Raw genomic sequence first — 18966 nt, 5'->3', positions numbered from 1 at the left:
CTAATTGTGCGTAGTCTTTCTTCTGTGAAGTTTTGAAGGAATATCCTTCATAAAAGAGATATATCGAAAGTCGTAAGTCGACAATCGAATGTCGAGTATGTCGCGGGATGGAGCAGTTGGTAGCTCGTCGGGCTCATAACCCGAAGGTCGCAGGTTCAAGTCCTGCTCCCGCAACCAATTATATGGTGGCTGTGGTGAAGTGGTTAACACGCCGGATTGTGGCTCCGGTATTCGAGGGTTCGAGACCCTCCAGTCACCCCAATTTATATTTATGAATATATAAGGCAGAAATCTATCGAATAGATAGATTTCTGCTTTTGTTGTGCTTAACAGTAGAGATTTGTACTCGTTTATGTGGTCAGTCTGGTTGCCGTTGTGGCGGAACTATGCGGTACTGATTAGCTATACTGTCTGTGAGATAATAATTAGAAGGAAAATTGAATACTGCCGTGTACATAGGCGCCAAGCAGCGGAACATCTTCATCGGTTTTATTAAAGATATTATCAATACCAAGCCGTAGTTTGTAGTGATCGGAAAGTTTTTGCGTGAGGGCAAGATTCCAGATCGAATAGGTTTTATTGCCACCGGGAGATACCAGGTATTTGCCAAAAGTCTGAGACTGCAGACTGGCTGTAAATCCGTGCTGGTTATGATAAGTCAGTCCTGATACTAGCACATGCCGTGCCCGGTTTTCCAGCCGCTGGTTGGTAGCCGCATTGACGGCATCAAGATAGGTATAGCTATTTGTCCAGGATAGCTGATTAGACAGTACTTGGGTAAATTCTGCTTCGATTCCTTTAAGTGTGGCTTTGCTAATATTTTGATACTGTTTGTTAGTCCCGGAGAGGGTGACTAAATCAATCATATTGGTGACATCATTGTTAAAGAAGGTTAATTTGGCTGATTTTTTGTTCCAATCTTTTTCAACAGAGATATCATAAGAATGGGAAGTCTCTGATTTCAAATTAGGATTTCCCTGTTGCGTTGATGTACTCTGATAGAGTTGATTTGGTGTTGGACTGCGGAACCCCTGAGCTATATTTGCTTTGAGACGCATAGCATCATTAAGTTTATAGGTAAGGCCAAGTTTGGGGCTGATATTACTTTCAAATTTATTGCTGTCATCATACCGCACCGACATAACTGCCAGCAATTTATCATTTACATTCCATTCGTCCTGTAAGTAGGCGGCCCGATAATTGAGATAGGCTGTCGAGCCTGTTTTGCTCTGACCACTGGGATGAACAACGGTAAAATATCCTTCATGGGTATTGACTGCTGTACCGCGGAAGGTTTCCGGACGGTATTCGGCACCAAAGGTCAGTCGGTGCTGCTCATTTAGTGTTTGAGTGAAGCGGCCTTCATACATATTGATGGTGCGCTTGGCTCGCACCCAGTTAGCTAATGCATTTGTAGAAACATTATATTGATCAAGGTTTTTTTCCATAATTGACTGGTAAAAACGCAAGAATAATTCGTTATCTGTTTCTTTTTTGTTGTAGGAGATTGAATATTCATTCCGTTCAATATAATCTCGGGCTTTTAGCAGTACAGTCGCTGGTTTTACATACTCGTCTGTTGTTTCTTCGGAATGATTTTTTGAAAAACTGATTGTCTCGCTGCCGGACAGTCGGTAGTCTATGACTGCATTGAGGCTTTTTCTGGTCCCGTATGGTTCATAGGTTAACCCGTTGCTTTTAAACATCGCGTTATTCTCTACCTGTGAGCCGGAAACTCTAACCGAAAACTTGCCCAGGTCACCGGAATCATAAGTAAAACTATAGCGGTCTTTGTCGTTTTGGGCGTCATTGTAGAAACCGCTGTCAACATCAATAATTAGCGATTGTGTCTTTGATTTTTTGGTGATAATGTTAATAACACCCCCTAACGCTTCGGTACCATACAATGAACTAACCGGCCCACGGACAATTTCAATGCGTTCGATATTTTCCAATGGAATACGGTCTAATTCGTAGTTCTGGTCAATCTCCGATGCCAGTCGCTTACCATCAATCAGAATCATGGAAAAGCGGGAATCAAAACCGCGGATAGAGACGGCTTCCCGGCTTGATGAGGTGTTGCGGCGCGTTAACTGTATGCCGGTAGCATAACGCAGAACATCCTCCAAAGTCTGTGCGCCTTGTTCTTCGATTGTCTGGCTGGTTATCACCTGGATGGCAGATGGAACATTTTTGGCAGAGGTTTCTGTCCTAGTAGCCGTAACGACAACTTCATCAAGGGTAAAGTTTTTTTCTGTGGTATTCTCTGCATAGGCGGTTGCTGAAAATAATACTAAGCCTGCAACCGCCAAAATAGCATGGTTCCTTTTTCGCATTTTCAAATCCCCCCATAATTGTAAAATATATAGTTCAAATTTTTTATTGTAAGATGCTCTTTATTGAAAAATAAAATGAAACAGATCATAGGCGTCTCGGGCGATAAGTATGGCGGCAAGCTCTTCTTTTATCTGTTGCAGACGCTCTTTTTCCACAGAGGTAATTGTTCCGTCATGGGTTTTGGTCGCCAAGTCTAAAAATTCCTGGGGAACTAGGCCCTGCTGCAGCCACACTGCCAGTCTTCTGTCGGCATAAGTAACAACGAAATAGTACTTGCCCTCGGCGCCGTCTGCCGCCATCGGTGCATCTTTGCCGCTGGCTATCTGTTGATTAATTGCCATTGTTCCCCGGGTTCTTGCACGCGTAGCCATTTCGATGCCATCAATAATACCCGGTCCGTTTACTCCCAGTATTATGTGGAATTTGTCCCGCTCAAGTATACCGTCAAAAACACCATTAAGCAACTCTAAGAGTTTATAAGCCATAGCCGCGCCGGCAATAAAGCTACGGCCATGGTATTTGATTATATCGTCATACGATATGCGCAGCAGGTCATCATGGTCTTTAACACAAATCATCTTTTTGTCTTCCTTTCTGTGCGTTTTATTGTCTAAAGGAACGTGTTTTGAATATGTATAGCGTCGATCCTTCAGGTTAAAAAATCCGGCAGTTGCAATGTCTGTTTAAAAGTAGTAAATAAACGGGTTGCAGCCCAACGGTGTCTGTCAGCGGCGTTCGGCTCCAGCTGCAACCATTTGGTATCGACTGGTTCCAGCCTTTTTTTTTGCATTGTGCTAATACCAGTTCCACCTTCGCAACCGGCACGGCAGTTATACAGTTCGGCTAAGTGGGGTAAAGGTTCGTTGGAGCAAGCGCGGCGTTCGTATTCCTCCAGCCAGCGGTACACTTTGTCTGGGCCGCTGACCTTAACGAAGCGGCGATCCGGCAAATGAGCGGCAATACTTTCACTGACACCACCATAGACGCCAAGTGTGAGACCGGCGCCTTCTGACCGGTCAGCGAAATCTACGGTTTCATACTTGGATAAATCAATATTGTGGTTGGCAATATACTGTTGCAACCTGTTAATGGTAATATTATAACCGTGATTATCCAATATCTTGAGTTCTTTGCGTTTGGCAACGCAGGGCGACAAAAAAGCCAGTCTGTCAGTAAGATTACGGTATTTTTGTAAATAGATTATGGTGCAAAGCAAAGGACTGTATACCGGCATGAGATATGGCTGTAGCCTAGGCTTATGATGGCGGATATATTCTGTCACTGCCGCGCAGGGCGAGGATAAAAAGGCAACTTGCTTATTGCAGCGCAATAACTCGACATAAGCCCAAATGGTAATATCAGCTCTTAAAAGTACATTATGAAAAGACCGCACTCCCAAACTATACAAATAGCCGAACAATTGGCGATAATCAGGGAAATTATTGACTGCCGCTGGCGCCGCCAACATTGCTATTGGTACACCCCTGTATACATCGCGCATAAAGCGGTCGGTATCATCTGCAAAACGCTGTTGCAAGCCTGCATCACAATCCACGCAATTGTTTGGATTGAGTGTTGTCAATATGCCATCTTCTTTAGGCTGTAGCATTATGGAAGCATCTTTATTAAAGCATAATCGGCAGTTTGTACAATTTTTGCTTATCATCTTATTGACGACCTCCCATCAGATTGAACAGCCTTTTGGATACTGCTAAAAAAATTGCTCCTCCGGCGAAACCTGTGATCAACTGCGGCCAGCCCAACATCATGGTTAGCGTAGTTGCTATGTTTCCGGTTATCCCCATGTACTGTATTAGGCTTGTTACCATTAGATAAATAATAAGAAACTTAGAAGTTGTTGCCGTACTTATCGCCAGTATATTATTTTTGCCGGCAAATGCCAGATAGCCACCAACATAAGCAAGATTTGCGGCAGCAACCGGCAGAATAAGGACAGGTAGTTGTAGAACCTGCTGCAGATACGCTACTACCGGCACAACAACAGACAATACCAAGGCGGCTTTCCAACCAGCTACAACTGTGCTTAGCAGCAGGCAGGCATTAACCAGACTGCCGATAATGTAGACTGACACAAAAGGTGGTATTGGCAAATACAAGCGCAATGCTTGGAACACAATTACAAGTGCAAGCAGTAGGGCTGTCCGACTGATTTTCTTTATACTCATACTCCCTCCTAAATAATCATTTTTTAAAAAAAATATGATAATGATTTTCATTATCAATTGATTTTTAGAAAATTATACTATACCATAAAAGTAAATACAGTATCTGAAGACACACTTATCATTTTTTAGGAGAAAAGTTATGGAGAAGTTGTTATCTGCCCTTCAACAGTCTGCTTTATTTAAAGGAAAAACACGTAGTGAAATTGCCGCTTTGTTAGCTAAGATTAATTACCGGGTCCGGGAATATCAGGAAAGTGAAATTATTTTTTCTATCAACCACCCTGCCGATACTCTGGGCATTATATTGGAAGGAGAGGTTGATGTAAAGAAGGATTTTTGTTCTGGTAAAGTCATTACTGTTACTACCCGCTGCCGGTTTGACCTCTTGGCAGACGCCGCCATGTTCGCCGGTACCCAATACTATCCGGGAACACTTTTTGCCAGTAAGCCCAGCAAAATATTGTTGTTGCACAGAAAGGATTTACTTCAGCTATTTGCTTTTGAACAAACCATTATGTTAAATTTCTTATGCTCAGTTTCAAGTCGCATGCTGGTTTTAAATCAAAAAATTGAGACTCTTTCCTTACCCTCGATTCAGAGTAAAATTGCGTACTTTATCATTACCGAAAGCCAAGCCAAGCGCTCTGCCGTTATTACACTTTCATTTTCTAAGAAAGCTTGGGCTGAACACCTTAATGTGTCTCGTACCTCCTTGTCCCGGGAATTGAGACAGTTAGAAAAGGCCAACCTAATAGCTTTTCATAAACGTACTATCCATATTAAACAGTTAGATAAACTTTATGAATTACTGGCAGGATGAAGGATGATAAAAAGGATTTCATTATCTATGTGTTGCTTGTGCAGATATTGACACTACCTGGGGTGTACTGATATTATAGACATAATCGATATATTTTCCGATAGAGGCGCGGCAGAGCAAGAGTAAGTATGAAGAGTTGGCAGCGATGACCATACTGAAAGGGGCTGACCGCCGAAGTGAAGGTTTTTGCCAAGAACTTTTTGCTGGTTTTGCATTTAATAAATGTAAGACTGTCACCTGTGGTTATGGTGGAGCGCTATCCTTGCAGCTGATGAGAGTCTCTCTTGTCTTTAAGCAGTTTGCGGGAATCAGCGCAAACTGCTTTTATAATGGGAATTATAGCATTTGCATACGCAAGCGGTAGTTTATTGCCGACAGCTCACCCGTATATGCAACAAGATTTAACATGCTGTTCTATTAAAAATAGTTATTAACAAAGGTAGGCGAAACAATTGGCTGAAAAAAGATTACCATTTACAAAAGAGCAAGTAACAGAAGTGATCAAACAGTATCCAACACCGTTTCATATTTATGATGAGGCACCCATTAGACAAAATGCCCGTAAACTAACGAAAGCCTTTGCCTGGGCACCAGAATTTAAAGAGTATTTTGCTGTAAAGGCTACTCCCAATCCGCATCTTTTGAAAGTGCTGAGGGAAGAAGGTCTTGGGGCAGACTGCAGTTCGCTGCCAGAACTTATTTTAGCAGAAAAAGCAGGTATGTGCGGTGAAGAGATTATCTTGACATCGAATGATACTCCGGCTATTGAATTCAAAAAGGCGCGTGAATTAGGGGCGATCATTAATCTTGATGATATTAGTCATATTGACTATTTAGATAAGCATGCTGGAATTCCGGAGATGATTTGTTTCCGATATAATCCAGGTCCGCTTAGGGACGGAGGCAACTCAATTATCGGTAACCCGGAAGATTCTAAATATGGCTTAACGCGTAAACAGCTTTTGGATGCCTACCGGATTATGCAGTCAAGAGGAGTAAAGCGGTTTGGTATTCATACTATGGTTATTTCTAATGAACTTGACCCTAATTACTTCATTGAAACTGCCAATATGATGTTTGACCTTATTATTGAGATTTATCGGACACTTGATATTAAAATCGAGTTTGTTAATTTTGGCGGTGGCATTGGTGTCCCTTACCGGCCTGAAGAGGAGCCCGTTGATATCGATGTGGTTAGTCAGGGTATTAAGAAAGCATATGAGGCCAAGATTGCGGCCAATGGTCTGGCACCGCTAAAGATTGCTATGGAGTGCGGCCGGATGATTACCGGGCCTTATGGTTATCTGGTATCGACAGTGTTGCATAAGAAAGAGATCTACAAAAATTATATAGGCTTGGATGCCTGTATGGCTAACCTGATGCGTCCGGCTCTATACGGTGCTTATCACCACATTACGGTATTGGGTAAAGAGGAGTGGCCGTTAGGATATATGTATGATGTCGCTGGTTCTCTATGCGAAAATAATGATAAGTTTGCCATTAATCGTAAGTTGCCCATGGTTGATATTGGTGATATATTGGTTATTCATGATGCGGGAGCTCATGGTCATGCAATGGGATTTAACTATAATGGCAAGTTACGGTCGGCGGAATTAATGCTGAAGCCGGATGGCAGTGTTGAACTTATCCGGAGGGCGGAAACTATTGAGGATTACTTTGCTACATTGGATTTTTCTGGTTTGGAAAAATAATGCGAAATTCGCCTGACGTTTGTCAGGTGAAGAAGTAGAGCAAGGGGCGACATTTTTTTTTTAGCCTAGCAAAAAAAATGTAAAAAAAATCATGATAAAGAACAATATTCCCTCTTCCAAAATTAGGCAATGTGATTTATAATGTTAATTGTTGCTAATATAAGGAAATTGTTTTGTGGAGGGCACATTTGTTGTTAGATAATATCGAAAAAATTACCATTAACGATATCATAGAAAATTTGCGCGAAAGAATGCATTCACTGGCTGTGTCCTATGGATTGTCACATCCCCAAGTTTTGGAAGCCAGCCAGTTATTAGATCACGAAATAAGTAAATATTACCATCAACTACGCAATCATTAATTGTTAGGTTGCAAGTACTCACCCGGGAGTTGAATGGTTTGGCTGATTTAAGCAGAGTTTTAGCAGGCTTAGAAGAAGAGTTGGCTGTATCAGCCAATTTATTACAAGATATCGCTATCCGGTTTAAAGGTGCAATGACTGCTGGTTTGCTCGGTATGCCAAGTTCTCTAAAAATGTTGCCGGCATTTATTAATGCTCCCACTGGTCAGGAGCAAGGTACTGTAGTTGCTGTTGACTTTGGCGGCACAAACATAAGGGTATTGCTGATTGAACTGACAGGACAAGGTCAGGCTCAGATTATTTCCAGGCGGTCATTTCCCCTCAAAAATAAGCAGGCCAATTATGACTTTACGGCTGCGTCAGCATCTGGAATGCAATTATTTGACTTCATAGCTGGGAAAATTGCTGAAATCGTGCCAACAGCCGACAAAACCTACCCACTGGGACATACTTTTTCTTTTCCTTGTCGCCAGTATGCTGTTAATAAAGCTGAACTAATTAGTTGGACAAAGGAGATCAAGACAGCGGGGGTTGAAGGAGAAAATGTCGGACAGCTATTGCAAGCGGCATTAGAACGCAACGGGATTGGTCATGTTCAGTCACTGGCGGTAATTAATGATACTACCGGTACTTTGCTAACTGCCGCATATAAGGATAACACTACTGATATTGGTACTATTTGCGGTACCGGACATAACAGCTGTTATCTTGAACCTGATCATCCGCTGACCAAGCAGCCGATGATCGTCAATATGGAATCAGGTAATTTTGATCAAATAGTGCAAACTAAATACGATATATGCCTGGATCAGAATAGTGAAAAACCAGGGGTGCAACGCCTGGAGAAGATGGCTTCAGGTCATTATTTAGGTGAACTTGTTCGAATTATTGTCAGCAGTCTGGTCGCTAATGGTTACATGAACGGAGAGACAGCAGAGCCATTGAATATACCATATTTTCTATCTACAGAAGATCTTTCCACAATGCTTGCTGATCATACATCAGGCTTGAATGCTGTAGCTAGAGTTGCTGCTAATCGCTTAGGAATGAGTGAGCTAAGGACAAGTGAACTTGTAGCTTTGCAAACCATTGCCAGATTTGTTACGATCAGATCTGCCCGTTTGGTGGCTGCTACCTGGGCTGGTATATTGTTTAAGATTGATCCGGAGCTTAAACGGCGGCATACGATTGCTGTTGACGGGTCACTATACGAAAAGATGCCAGGATATGCCGAGTATTTGGCACAGGCGATGAAGGAGGTGTTAGGTATAGGGAACAATCAGGTTGCTATTCGCCTTAGTAAAGACGGTTCAGGTATTGGTGCGGCTATTGCGGCAGCCACGGTATATAGTCCTCACTAAATACAAAAAAATGATTACTGGTGTTGACATTTTTTAATTTGCATAATATAATAGTCAAGTAGCACATGACTCCGTAGCTCAGCTGGATAGAGCGTTTGACTACGAATCAAAAGGTCGCAGGTTCGAATCCTGCCGGGGTCGCCATAGATATTTCAAGGGTTTTACGAGGTTTTCGTAAAACCTTTTTTTCGTTTTCATAGCAGTTTGACAAACATTGTCAATCGTTTTTATGGAGATGTATGCCAGGGGTTGCAGCGGTCCCTTGCAATTTCATACTGTCATGCGAAGAAATTGAGCTGTCAACTTTGTACCAGGCGGTATACATGACCGGCAAGACGATGAGTGTTAATATCGTAGCACCGAACAGGTCCGCTGGCAATAGCGACGGCCATGGCTCCCCAGAAAATACTAGATACTAACGGAATCATCCCCAGTATGGCGGCTGCCGCTGTCAGCAGTATGGGACGCAGATTTAAAATAAGGGAGGGAAAATCTTATTTTTTAGGTGGGAGTAGTCCGAACACGATGATATCGGCCATTGCCGATAATGCATCCGCGTGGGTCATGTTGCTTTCTTCCAGAAACCGGTAGTTAAACAGATCATTCATCGCACTGGTTACAATTTGCCTGAGTACAGGTACATTGACAGGGCGAAGTGACTGAGTTTCAATGCTCTGGATGATAAAGGATGTCAGGTGATGCAACTGCTCCTGGCGAAAATCTGATACTAACTGCCATTCCTCAGGATAATAATGGCGGAGGTCATCATAAAGATTATGATTGTTTATGGGGCCGAACACTTTTGGGGCGACTTTAAGCAAGGCCTGAATTTTTTCTGTTACGGACAGTTCGGTGTTATTGTAGATTTCCTGTTCCTGGTGTTGAACGTCCTGGGTGGCTGTAGCTATAATGTCATGCACAAGTTCATTTTTGGAGGCAAAGTGCTCATATAAAGAAGTTTTGCTGAGACTAAGACGCCTGGCCAGGTCGCTCATTGTAAATTTTACACCGCGGGTTTTCATTTCGTCGGCTGCGGCCATGAGAATTTGATTACGCAAAATAAAATCACCTCAAATAGTTTGTACTGAAATGACAGAATGAGTATCGTATAATTTAAATACAGGATATACCACTTTTTAGCATCTGTCAATCCATCATTACACTAAAAAAAGCAAAATAGCAAGTAACGTTATCTGGTGCTGTTGATAGTTGGAGCAACCAGTCTAAGTGGTGTAACTTCAACTTTTATTGGTAATCTTGTATTGACAGATGATAGGGAAAGGAATATTATGACATTATAATTATTGTACTTATTTTGTCGTAACGGTACAGAGATGAAATAGGCGAGTTAGAAAACTGATGTCAGAAACAAAAACATTGTTAGAACAAAAGTTTATTCTGAATGAAGTCTGTATATGAGGAGTTAAAAAGTATGTTGATAGTCTGTGGCTTTGGATTAATCAAAAGGGGGCAATAGGAACGATGGACGGGATGAACAGGATAATCGAGCGAAACATTAAAAAGGCAATTAACGAGGGAACTTTTAATGACTTACCTGGTAAGGGAAAAGCTCAACGACTTGCCGATCTGCGATTTATTCCCCCAGAGCAACGAGCGGCATTTTTGGTATTAAGAAACTCAGGATCGCTTCCACCAGAAATGGAATTGCGTAAAGAAATCAGTAGGTTAGAAGAACAATTACAAATAGCTACGGAACAAGATAAGCCTGACATAATGAAAACAATTACTGAAAAGAAGATGTTTTATGATATTCTAATGGAACGCCGGAAACGGTAAGACGGGATATTGAGAACGAGGCAGGAAGGAGAAAAAAATGCCTAATGTGACGGCCAATGGAATTCAAATTGAGTATGATACTTTTGGTGATAGGTCTTCTTCAGCCTTACTATTAATCGCCGGTAATGGTGCCCAACTGCTCTTTTGGGACGCTGAGTTCTGCAAATTATTAGCGAAAGCGGGGCTTTTTGTTATTCGTTTTGACAATCGCGATGCTGGCCTTTCGACAAAATTTGATGAAGCCGGCGTCCCAGATATTATGGCTGCAATCAAAGCTTCTATGGAAGGCAAGCACGTTGCCGCGGTATATTCCCTGGACGATATGGCAGACGACTGCGTGGGGTTACTTGATGCCTTGCATATTGAAAAAGCGCATATCTGCGGTGCTTCAATGGGTGGCATGATAGCCCAGGTTGTTGTTTATCGGCATCCACAGCGTGTTCTGAGTCTGACTTCTATCATGTCAAACACAGGGAATCCCGATCTGCCGCAGGGACAACCGGACGCGATAGCTGCTGTTGTCGCACTGCCGCCAACGGAGCGCAAAGCATATATTGAACATAATATGAATGTTTGGCGAAAGATTTGGAGTCCAGGTTTTCCCTTTGAGGAAAAAAGAGCCCGGACATACCTGGCGAAGAGCTATGACCGCTCATATTACCCGCAGGGAATGGCGCGTCAAAATATGGCTATTCTTTCCCGTGGCGATAGAACAGCAGCACTTTCATCCATTAAGGCTCCAACACTCGTAATACACGGGTCCGGTGATCCGCTGATCCCGGTCGAAGCGGGGAAAGAAACAGCGCACGTAATTCCTGGGGCAAATTTATTGATCATTGACGGAATGGGGCACGATCTCCCCACGGGGGTTTGGCCGGAAATAGTAACCGCTATTTCCCGTCATATAAAAAAGGCCACCCTAATTGTGTAAGGCGGCACAGTATACATTAAATTCATAAGCAAAATATTTTCTTACTCACCTGGAAGATTATACTATAATAAGTGTAACAGGCTGCTCGGGGGACGGTTAGCCCCTTCCTTTACAGGAAGGGGTGGTAGGGTGACTGTATATGAAGCATTGACATTTGCTGTCGCATTTGCCACGCTCATGGTATTGGTCATAACCCAAAAGAAATAACCGCCCCTGCTTAGATGGCGGTTATTTCTTAATAACGCAACTTTTGTCTAACCGTTTTCCGGTTAGACAGCCTGTGGGACTGGCGTGTATCAAGCACGTCAGTCCTTTTCTTATATTATACCCGTAGAGCGTAAAATATGCAATCTAACAAGAAAATAATTCTTTTCGTGTGCTCCGTTAACTTGATTTCGCGATGGATATCAAATAGCGCGACCGGCTGTTGTTGAAGCAGCTTCATAGCGGTACGCCGGGAACATTGATAGGCGTTCGCATCATGGGGATCGTGAAGGGTTTTGTCATGATTGGTCTGGTAACCGAGTTCGGATAACCGTTTGCTAAAGGCTTCACCTACAAGAAAGATGCTGCCATCGCCTGTGACGGTAGATTTACCGCCGGTAGGAATATAGGATTCATCTGTGTGGTATGGTAGATGCTCACCAGTTGACTTGCTGGCTGGGCGGGTGCCTGCACAGGGATTGTGTCCGGCCATAGCTGGGTAGCATGGCCTGGTATTGAAGATTATTGCTAAAATCTGCGTACTGTAACTATGATAAAAATCGCATAATGTCTTCATAACATCTTCATAAGTTCTTCATAATGGCTTGTTATAATCATGCCAAATACAAAACTAGCTCACTGAGGAGCTTTTGTTCCACGCTACATAAAGCGTTGGATTTTAAGACGGGTAAACTAGAATCTTAGGAGGTTGAACAATGAGCAGTATCATTCCCCAAATGGGCCCTTTAAGACCACTTATAGTAGGCAGTATTATGCTGGCAACAAACTTATCGCCAGTGCTTGCAGCGGAGCAGCCCCTGACCCTGCAGGAAATCGTGAATAATGCGATCAAAAACAACCCAGCGGTTGTAGAAACCGAAAGAAAATGGGAGGAAAAGTCCAGTCGCCTTCCCGCAGTTACAGCCCAGCCTAATCTCAAGGTCGGATTTATGAAGGATGATATCCCAACCACGAGTTTGAATCCTGGTAACGCCATGATGACAGAATTTAGTATTAGTCAGGAAATAATGAATCCAGCTAAGCTTAAAGCGATGGGTAAGATGGCGGAGAATGAAGCAAACATGACCAAAACCGGCTGGGCTGAGAAACAGGTAGAGATCTACGCACAAACAAAACAGGCCTATTACGATTATCTTTATTCCAAACAAGCACTGGTAATTGGTAAGGAGAGCCAAGAGCTTATGGGTCAGCTCGCGAAGTTGGCTCAAGTTAATTATTCAACAGGTATGGTACCGCTCCAGGATACGCTGAAAGCCCAGACTGAATTTTCCCGGATGACAATTGATTTGTTAAATATGGCGTCAATGGAAGCGGTAGCCAAAGCAAAAATTAACAATCTGATGGGACGCAGTACCAATGAAGCCCTCGAAGTTAAAGAAGAATTTATAGCTCCTCCGCCTAATTTTGATTTGGCCGACCTTATAAAAAACGCCACTGAAAATAAGCCGTCAGTAGCAGGGATGAAGTATCAAGTGGACATGGCCCAAAACGGGATTGATTTAGCAAAGAAGCAGCAACTGCCTGATTTTGAGGTCAATTTAGGTTACAAAAATAACAAGGAACCCATGCTAGAATCACAGGCAGACCCTATGGACCCCATGAGAACAACATTCATGCTAGGCGAAAGAAAGTCGACCTGGAAGATTGAAGTCATGGCAATGTTTCCTATCTGGCAAGGTAAAAACAAAGCTGAAATAAGCGCAGCACAGGCTAGCTTTGCTGCTTCGCAAGCTGCCCTGCAGAATATGCAGAATATGACCGAACTTGATGTCCAAATGGCGCTTACTGAAGCGCAAGCTACGTGGCGGCAGATTGACCTGTATAAAAATACCATCATTCCCCAGGCCGAGCAGACCTACCAGGCTGCCATTGTAGGGTATACCAACGGTAAGGTAGACCTTATGACAGTACTGGAAGGAGTTAATACCCTGCGCAATGCCAAATTAGGCTTATATAAAGCAAAGACAGATTATGAAAAAGCGGCGGCCAATCTGGAGAAAGCAGTAGGTAAGCCCTTATTTACCAATGGAGTGCAGCCATAATAAGTAGCCGGAAGAAGGAGAGGACAGCATGATCGAAAAACTACAGGCCAAAAAGAAACTTATCATTGGTGTGACTGCCGGTGTTCTGGTAATCGGCGGTGCGGGCTACTACTATACTGCTCAACATAATAAACCAGTGGCTGTAGATCATACGGGGCATCAAACAAATGCCCCGGTGATGGCCATGGGTGATACGGTTACCCTGGACGCTAAGGCCCGGCAATTGGCCGGGGTACAAACCGCGCAAGCCATTGTTAAGCCGCTGGCAAAGGAAATCAAGACCACCGGCAAGATTGCCATGAATGAAAGCGGCCGGACCTATATCACTTCCCGGGTCGAGGGACGGGTGGATGAACTCTACGTAACCGCCGATGGGGAAACGATTGCCCCCGGGCAGGCTATCGCCGCGGTATACAGTCCAACCTATATTGCTGCCCAGGAAGAATATTTGTTAACGTTGGAAAATGTGCAGAAACTGAATAATGCCGGTAAAGATATAGTCCAGATCAACAAAAGCCTGGTAACGGCAGCCCGGCGAAAATTGCAACTCTTAAATGTGCCTGACAGCGATATCATTCATCTGGAACATACCAGACAGATCAATGATCATATGACCATCTATGCCCAGTTCGGGGGAACTGTATTGGAGAAACAAGTACTGCCAGGAGCCTTCATTATGCCTGGCGACAAACTGTACAGTCTGTCGGACTTATCAACTGTCTGGCTGTATGCCGATATTTACGAAAAAGACATAGCCGGGATTAAACCAGGTCAGCCGGTCATGGTAAATAGTGGAGCCTACCCGGGGGAAACCTTTACAGGACAAGTGACCTTTATCAGCCCGGTACTTGATGATGCTACACGGACGGTCAAAGTGCGGGTGGAGATGGCCAATCCTAGCGGTAAATTGAAACCCAATATGTTTGTCAATGCCAATGTTCAAATACCGTTGGAAGACAGCCTGGTCATCCCGGAGTCCAGTATCCTGGATACCGGCAGCCGTAAAATCGTCTTTGTCGCACAAAGCGACGATACCTTCGTCAAACGTGATGTAGTTACAGGACAATATGCAAATGGTTATGTCCAAATCTTGTCGGGGCTGCAACCTAGTGAAACGGTGGTAACAGCCGCCACCTTTCTTATTGACTCTCAGACTAAATTAGGCGGCTTTGGCAGTCATGCCGGTCATGGCGGCGGGGGAGCCGCTAGTACACCTGCTGCTACAGGCGCTCAAACCAGCGGAGCAGTTGCTCCAGCATCGGAACCAACTGCTCCGACTGCACCACCGGCTGTAGGGGGCGAACACAGCGGCCATAGTGTTCAGTAAGGAGGATTAGCATGCTCAATAAATTAATCGAGTTTTCCTTGAAAAACCGCGTGATTATTCTGACATTAGCCGCTTTGATTATTGTTTGGGGAGTCTTTGTCTTGCGCGATACCCCCATTGACGCCTTTCCCGACCTCAGTGAAAACCAGGTACTTGTTTCGGCCGATTGGATGGGCCGGGGTCCGCAGGAAATTCAGGACCAAGTCACCTATCCGCTAGAGACTGCCTTGCGGGGGTTGCCAAAGGTTAAAGAAGTACGCTCGGCTTCTTCTTTTGGGATGTCGCTCATAACCGTAATTTTTGAAGATGGGATCGAACCTTACTTTGCTCGTCAAGTTGTGAACGAAAAAGTGCAGCAAGCCATTCCTCAATTACCACGCGGCGTGCAGCCAGCCTTGGGCCCAGTAAGCACGCCCATGGGACAAGTCTTTATGTACACCGTGGAAAGCGACCGACACAATCTCGCAGATTTGCGAACTGTTGAGGATTTCACGATTAAGCAGCAATTGAGTGCGGTGCCGGGTGTAGCTGAGGTCGCCAGCATCGGCGGTTATGTAATGCAGTACCAGATCAATCTTGATCCGCATCTTCTGCAAAACTACCGGGTTACCTTCAATCAGGTATTTGGGGCGCTTGGCGCTAATAACGCTAACATCGGCGCCAAAGTAGTTGAGCAAAACGGTCAGGAATTTATCATCCGCGGGCTGGGGCTAATCCAGTCACCTGACGATATTAAAAATATAGTAATTGCCCAAAACAATAATGTGCCTATTTATATCAAAGATGTAGCCAATGTGACCGCCGGCCCGGACTTTCGCCGGGGCGTGCTGACTAAATCTGGTTATGAAGCGGCCGGTGGTATTGTTATTCAGCGTATGGGCGAGAACACGCTAAACGTCATTGACCAAGTAAAAGCGAAGATCGCCGAAATTCAACCAACCTTACCGGAGGGCATGAGGATTGTACCTTTTTACGACCAGACCGACCTGGTGAAAAAAGCGGTCAATACATTGACACAGGCATTGGTTGAAGAATTCATCTTAGTTTCGCTTATTGTAATTCTCTTTTTAGGGAATGTCCGGTCCAGCTTGATTGTGACCAGTGCTATTCCTATCGGTATCCTGATAGCGCTGATTGCGATGAAACAGATTCACCTCTCGGCCAATTTAATGTCGCTTGGTGGTATTGCCATCGGCATCGGCGTCATGACCGACGCAGCCATTGTTATGGTAGAAAACATCTTTAGGCATTTGGCGGAGGACCGCGGGCAACGCAACATTGTTGATGTAACGCTGGAAGCAGCTAAGGAAGTAGCCGCACCAATTTTCTTTTCTATCACTATTATTATTGTCACTTTCTTGCCTGTATTTACCATGACTGGCACCGAAGGTAAAATGTATACCCCGATGGCCTGGGCTAAATCTTTTGCCATGAGTGGATCACTGCTACTGGCGTTCACATTGGTACCGGTGCTGTGCACCTTGTTTCTCAAAGGTAAAATTCAGGAAAAGGACACCTGGATTGTTGCTAAAATGCATCAATTGTATGTACCGTTTCTAAAAACGGTGATGAAGTACCATAAAACAACCATTGTGATTGCTGTTGTCGTGATGATTGCCGGGTTCTCACTGCTACCGCTTATTGGCACTACCTTTATGCCGGCATTAGATGAAGGAACCTTCTTAGTCATGCCGACCATGCTGCCCAGTGTTTCCCTTACGGAAGCAGTAGAAGCTGCTAAAACCATGGATAAAGTCATTATGGATATTCCGGAGATCGACATGTCTGTGGGGAAAGTAGGACGTGCCGAGTCGGCCATGGACCCAGCGCCGATTAGTATGATAGAAACCATTGTCACACTAAAACCAAAAGACCAATGGCGGCCTGGTATGACCAAAGAGACGATTGAACAGGAAATGATGGTCAAACTAGCCAATATCCCAGGACTTAATTTGGCCTTTACCCAGCCGATTGCCGGTCGATTATCCATGCTGACCACCGGAGTTCGTACCGAACTTGGCATCAAACTCTATGGGGAAGACCTCAAGGTGCTGCAGCAAAAGACCTTTGACATTGAAAAGGCACTGGCAACCGTGCCGGGAGTCAGCGATCTGTTGGCTGAACGGGTCTTTGGTGCTTCTTATTTGGAGATTCAAGTCAATCGGGAAAAGGCAGCCCGGTATGGGCTTAACATTGCCGATGTTGAAGATGCCGTTGAATTAGCGGTAGGTGGCAAAACCGCCACCACGACCATCGAAGGCCGCAAACGATTTAACGTCTTAGTGCGTTATAACCGGGAAAATCGAGAAACCATAGACGCTATGCAAAATATTCTCATTCCGGTAACCGGTGGCAACGCCTTGGCGAAAAGCGGTGGTGGCGGGATGAGCGGCATGGGTGGTGCTGCAACTGCACCTGCAGCTGGGCCGGCAACTGGTGCCCACGTGCCGTTAGGCGAAGTAGCTCAGTTCCAGGTTGTGGACGGTCCGTCGATGATCAGCAGTGAAAACGGTGTCTACCGGATGAGCGTGCAGATGAATACCCGGGGTCGGGATGTGGTTAGTTTTGTTGATGAAGCCAACAAGGTTATCAAAGAAAAGGTTGATTTACCTCCCGGATATTCTCTAAAATGGACCGGCCAGTATGAAAATCAGCAACGGGCGAAAGACCGGCTGTCACTGGTAGTGCCAGCGGTCATCGTGCTCACCTTCTTCTTACTCTATATGACCTTTAAGTCTGCCAGCGATGCTTTCCTTATCCTGATGAACATTCCGTTCTCCTTAGTGGGTGGAATTGTAGCCATGTATGTTACTGGCACCTATATAACGGTAGCAGCTGCTGTTGGTTTCATCGCTCTCTTTGGGATTGCGGTGCAAAACGGAGTCATCATGGTGACCTACATTAAACACCTGCGGGACCACAAAACATTAGAAGAGGCCATTATTGAAGGTGCATTCACTCGCTTGCGACCGGTTATGATTACCGCCTTGGTTGCTAGCTTGGGCTTGTTTCCATTACTCTTTGCGACTGGTACCGGTGCTGAGGTGCAGCGGCCAATGGCTACTGTAGTTGTGGGTGGTTTGGTTACCTCTACAATTTTGACGCTGATTGTGCTGCCATGCATCTATCTGGTTTGGAACCAATGGCGTGAACGCAAGAATCTTAATAAAATCAATTGGAGGCTATTCAATTATGAAAAAAAGTAAAGTAGTACTAGGTATTTTAGCTATTACCGTAGTTATGTCTCTACTAGCTGGTTGCAGCTCTAGTGAAAAACCGGCGGCTCAGGCACCGGCCAGTCAAGAGCAAGCTGCAACTGGTCATCAAGGGCATAGTGCGGCAATGCCGAAGGAAGACCCGATGCCCATGATGAAAGAGCTGGATAAATATTTACAAGACGTGGTCAAGCAGGTGAAGGCTGGCCAAACCATGGACGCGCAAAAGAGCGCCGCACAACTCGTGAGCACCACTGATAAGGTTATGCCGCATATGATGGATGCCGGTTTAAAAGATAACCTGCGTAAAACAGCAGTTGAGATAAAAGACAGTGTAAACTCAGGTAAAACAGACCCCAGTGCCTTAGAGGGCAAAGTAAAGGTTATGCAGGATCTTATGAAGCAGACGAGCACCCACCTGCAAAGTATGAGTCATTAAGTAGTTCGGAAAGGTGGGGCGGACAGTATAGTATAACTGGAAGTGCGCGTGATATTAAAGCCTGCCAGGATAGTTACTACATACTTGTAGTCGCTATTCCTGGCAGGCTTTTAATGCTTGTTTTTTGGTATTGTGCAACAAGGTCAAATTCGACGCCAGTAGTGAATGAACGATCTGGAACACTTGCTGGGAAAAATTATCTAAAATACTCT

The 18966-nt window shown here is 44.4% G+C and carries 16 protein-coding genes, 3 tRNA genes, 1 pseudogene and 1 riboswitch; of the genes and pseudogenes, 13 read left to right on the top strand and 7 right to left on the bottom strand.

What is annotated here, in order from left to right; translation table 11 throughout:
* Nucleotides 1-101 precede the first annotated feature (101 nt).
* Nucleotides 102-177: transfer RNA gene (locus AC1ECB_RS15240), tRNA-Met, on the top strand.
* A gap of 8 nt (nt 178-185) precedes the next feature.
* A tRNA-His gene (locus AC1ECB_RS15235) sits at nt 186-261 on the top strand.
* Between the two features lie 164 nt (nt 262-425).
* On the opposite strand, the gene AC1ECB_RS15230 is transcribed toward AC1ECB_RS15235, so the two are convergent.
* The 4 genes from AC1ECB_RS15230 to AC1ECB_RS15215 form a co-directional block, all read right to left on the bottom strand.
* On the bottom strand, nt 426-2336 hold the full coding sequence (locus AC1ECB_RS15230) for a TonB-dependent receptor plug domain-containing protein (RefSeq protein ID WP_485664581.1): 1911 nt from the start codon (nt 2334-2336) through the stop codon (nt 426-428).
* Nucleotides 2337-2396: 60 nt separating this feature from the next.
* Nucleotides 2397-2915 carry a hypothetical protein gene (locus AC1ECB_RS15225; protein WP_485664580.1) on the bottom strand — a complete coding sequence of 173 codons (519 nt, stop codon included), beginning with the start codon at nt 2913-2915 and terminating at the stop codon, nt 2397-2399.
* Nucleotides 2916-2986: 71 nt separating this feature from the next.
* The gene (locus tag AC1ECB_RS15220; RefSeq protein ID WP_485664579.1) at nt 2987-4003 is read right to left on the bottom strand and encodes a [Fe-Fe] hydrogenase large subunit C-terminal domain-containing protein; all 1017 of its coding nucleotides are present in this window, start codon (nt 4001-4003) and stop codon (nt 2987-2989) included.
* 1 nt (nt 4004) lies between these two features.
* On the bottom strand, nt 4005-4523 hold the full coding sequence (locus AC1ECB_RS15215) for a hypothetical protein (protein WP_485664578.1): 519 nt from the start codon (nt 4521-4523) through the stop codon (nt 4005-4007).
* A 139-nt stretch (nt 4524-4662) separates the two neighbouring features.
* Between AC1ECB_RS15215 and AC1ECB_RS15210 the strand changes: the two genes are divergently transcribed.
* From AC1ECB_RS15210 to AC1ECB_RS15190, 5 genes are all read left to right on the top strand, one after another.
* Complete coding sequence (locus AC1ECB_RS15210) at nt 4663-5343, top strand: Crp/Fnr family transcriptional regulator (protein WP_485664577.1); 681 nt, start codon at nt 4663-4665, stop codon at nt 5341-5343.
* Nucleotides 5344-5436: 93 nt separating this feature from the next.
* A riboswitch (Lysine riboswitch) is annotated at nt 5437-5610 on the top strand.
* Between the two features lie 185 nt (nt 5611-5795).
* Nucleotides 5796-7055, top strand: a complete 1260-nt coding sequence (locus tag AC1ECB_RS15205; RefSeq protein ID WP_485664576.1) for a diaminopimelate decarboxylase family protein — start codon at nt 5796-5798, stop codon at nt 7053-7055.
* 191 nt (nt 7056-7246) lie between these two features.
* Entirely contained in the window at nt 7247-7417 is a 171-nt protein-coding gene (locus tag AC1ECB_RS15200; RefSeq protein WP_222427850.1) for an aspartyl-phosphate phosphatase Spo0E family protein, read from the top strand.
* Nucleotides 7418-7455: 38 nt separating this feature from the next.
* Nucleotides 7456-8778 (top strand): hexokinase family protein, encoded by a 1323-nt coding sequence (locus AC1ECB_RS15195; protein ID WP_485664575.1) that lies wholly within the window; start codon nt 7456-7458, stop codon nt 8776-8778.
* Between the two features lie 67 nt (nt 8779-8845).
* A tRNA-Arg gene (locus AC1ECB_RS15190) sits at nt 8846-8922 on the top strand.
* Between the two features lie 73 nt (nt 8923-8995).
* Here the strand turns inward: AC1ECB_RS15190 and AC1ECB_RS15185 are convergent.
* Both AC1ECB_RS15185 and AC1ECB_RS15180 read right to left on the bottom strand, forming a co-directional pair.
* A pseudogene (locus AC1ECB_RS15185) lies at nt 8996-9263 on the bottom strand (efflux RND transporter permease subunit); the annotation flags it as partial.
* Nucleotides 9264-9272: 9 nt separating this feature from the next.
* Nucleotides 9273-9836 carry a TetR/AcrR family transcriptional regulator gene (locus AC1ECB_RS15180; protein ID WP_485664574.1) on the bottom strand — a complete coding sequence of 188 codons (564 nt, stop codon included), beginning with the start codon at nt 9834-9836 and terminating at the stop codon, nt 9273-9275.
* 424 nt (nt 9837-10260) lie between these two features.
* Here AC1ECB_RS15180 and AC1ECB_RS15175 point away from each other — a divergent pair, with 424 nt between their 5' ends.
* A complete protein-coding gene (locus AC1ECB_RS15175; RefSeq protein WP_485664573.1) occupies nt 10261-10575 on the top strand; it encodes a DnaJ family domain-containing protein in 315 nt (104 codons plus the stop codon).
* 37 nt (nt 10576-10612) lie between these two features.
* Nucleotides 10613-11506 (top strand): alpha/beta fold hydrolase, encoded by an 894-nt coding sequence (locus tag AC1ECB_RS15170; protein WP_485664572.1) that lies wholly within the window; start codon nt 10613-10615, stop codon nt 11504-11506.
* A 322-nt stretch (nt 11507-11828) separates the two neighbouring features.
* Here AC1ECB_RS15170 and AC1ECB_RS15165 read toward each other — a convergent pair whose 3' ends face one another.
* Nucleotides 11829-12287, bottom strand: a complete 459-nt coding sequence (locus AC1ECB_RS15165) for a stage II sporulation protein P (protein ID WP_485664571.1) — start codon at nt 12285-12287, stop codon at nt 11829-11831.
* A 139-nt stretch (nt 12288-12426) separates the two neighbouring features.
* Here AC1ECB_RS15165 and AC1ECB_RS15160 point away from each other — a divergent pair, with 139 nt between their 5' ends.
* From AC1ECB_RS15160 to AC1ECB_RS15145, 4 genes are read left to right on the top strand one after another with little or no spacing between them, the layout of a single operon-like run.
* Entirely contained in the window at nt 12427-13773 is a 1347-nt protein-coding gene (locus AC1ECB_RS15160) for a TolC family protein (protein WP_485664570.1), read from the top strand.
* Nucleotides 13774-13801: 28 nt separating this feature from the next.
* Complete coding sequence (locus AC1ECB_RS15155; protein WP_485664569.1) at nt 13802-15100, top strand: efflux RND transporter periplasmic adaptor subunit; 1299 nt, start codon at nt 13802-13804, stop codon at nt 15098-15100.
* A gap of 11 nt (nt 15101-15111) precedes the next feature.
* Nucleotides 15112-18306 (top strand): efflux RND transporter permease subunit, encoded by a 3195-nt coding sequence (locus AC1ECB_RS15150; protein ID WP_485664568.1) that lies wholly within the window; start codon nt 15112-15114, stop codon nt 18304-18306.
* Nucleotides 18293-18754, top strand: coding sequence for a hypothetical protein (locus AC1ECB_RS15145; protein ID WP_485664567.1), 462 nt, complete (start codon nt 18293-18295; stop codon nt 18752-18754). The genes AC1ECB_RS15150 and AC1ECB_RS15145 overlap by 14 nt, the downstream gene beginning before the upstream one ends.
* The last annotated feature ends 212 nt before the right edge of the window (nt 18755-18966 follow it).

This window comes from Sporomusa sp. 246TCP1 (genome assembly GCF_057319775.1).
This window is presented reverse-complemented; position numbering and strand designations above follow the sequence as displayed.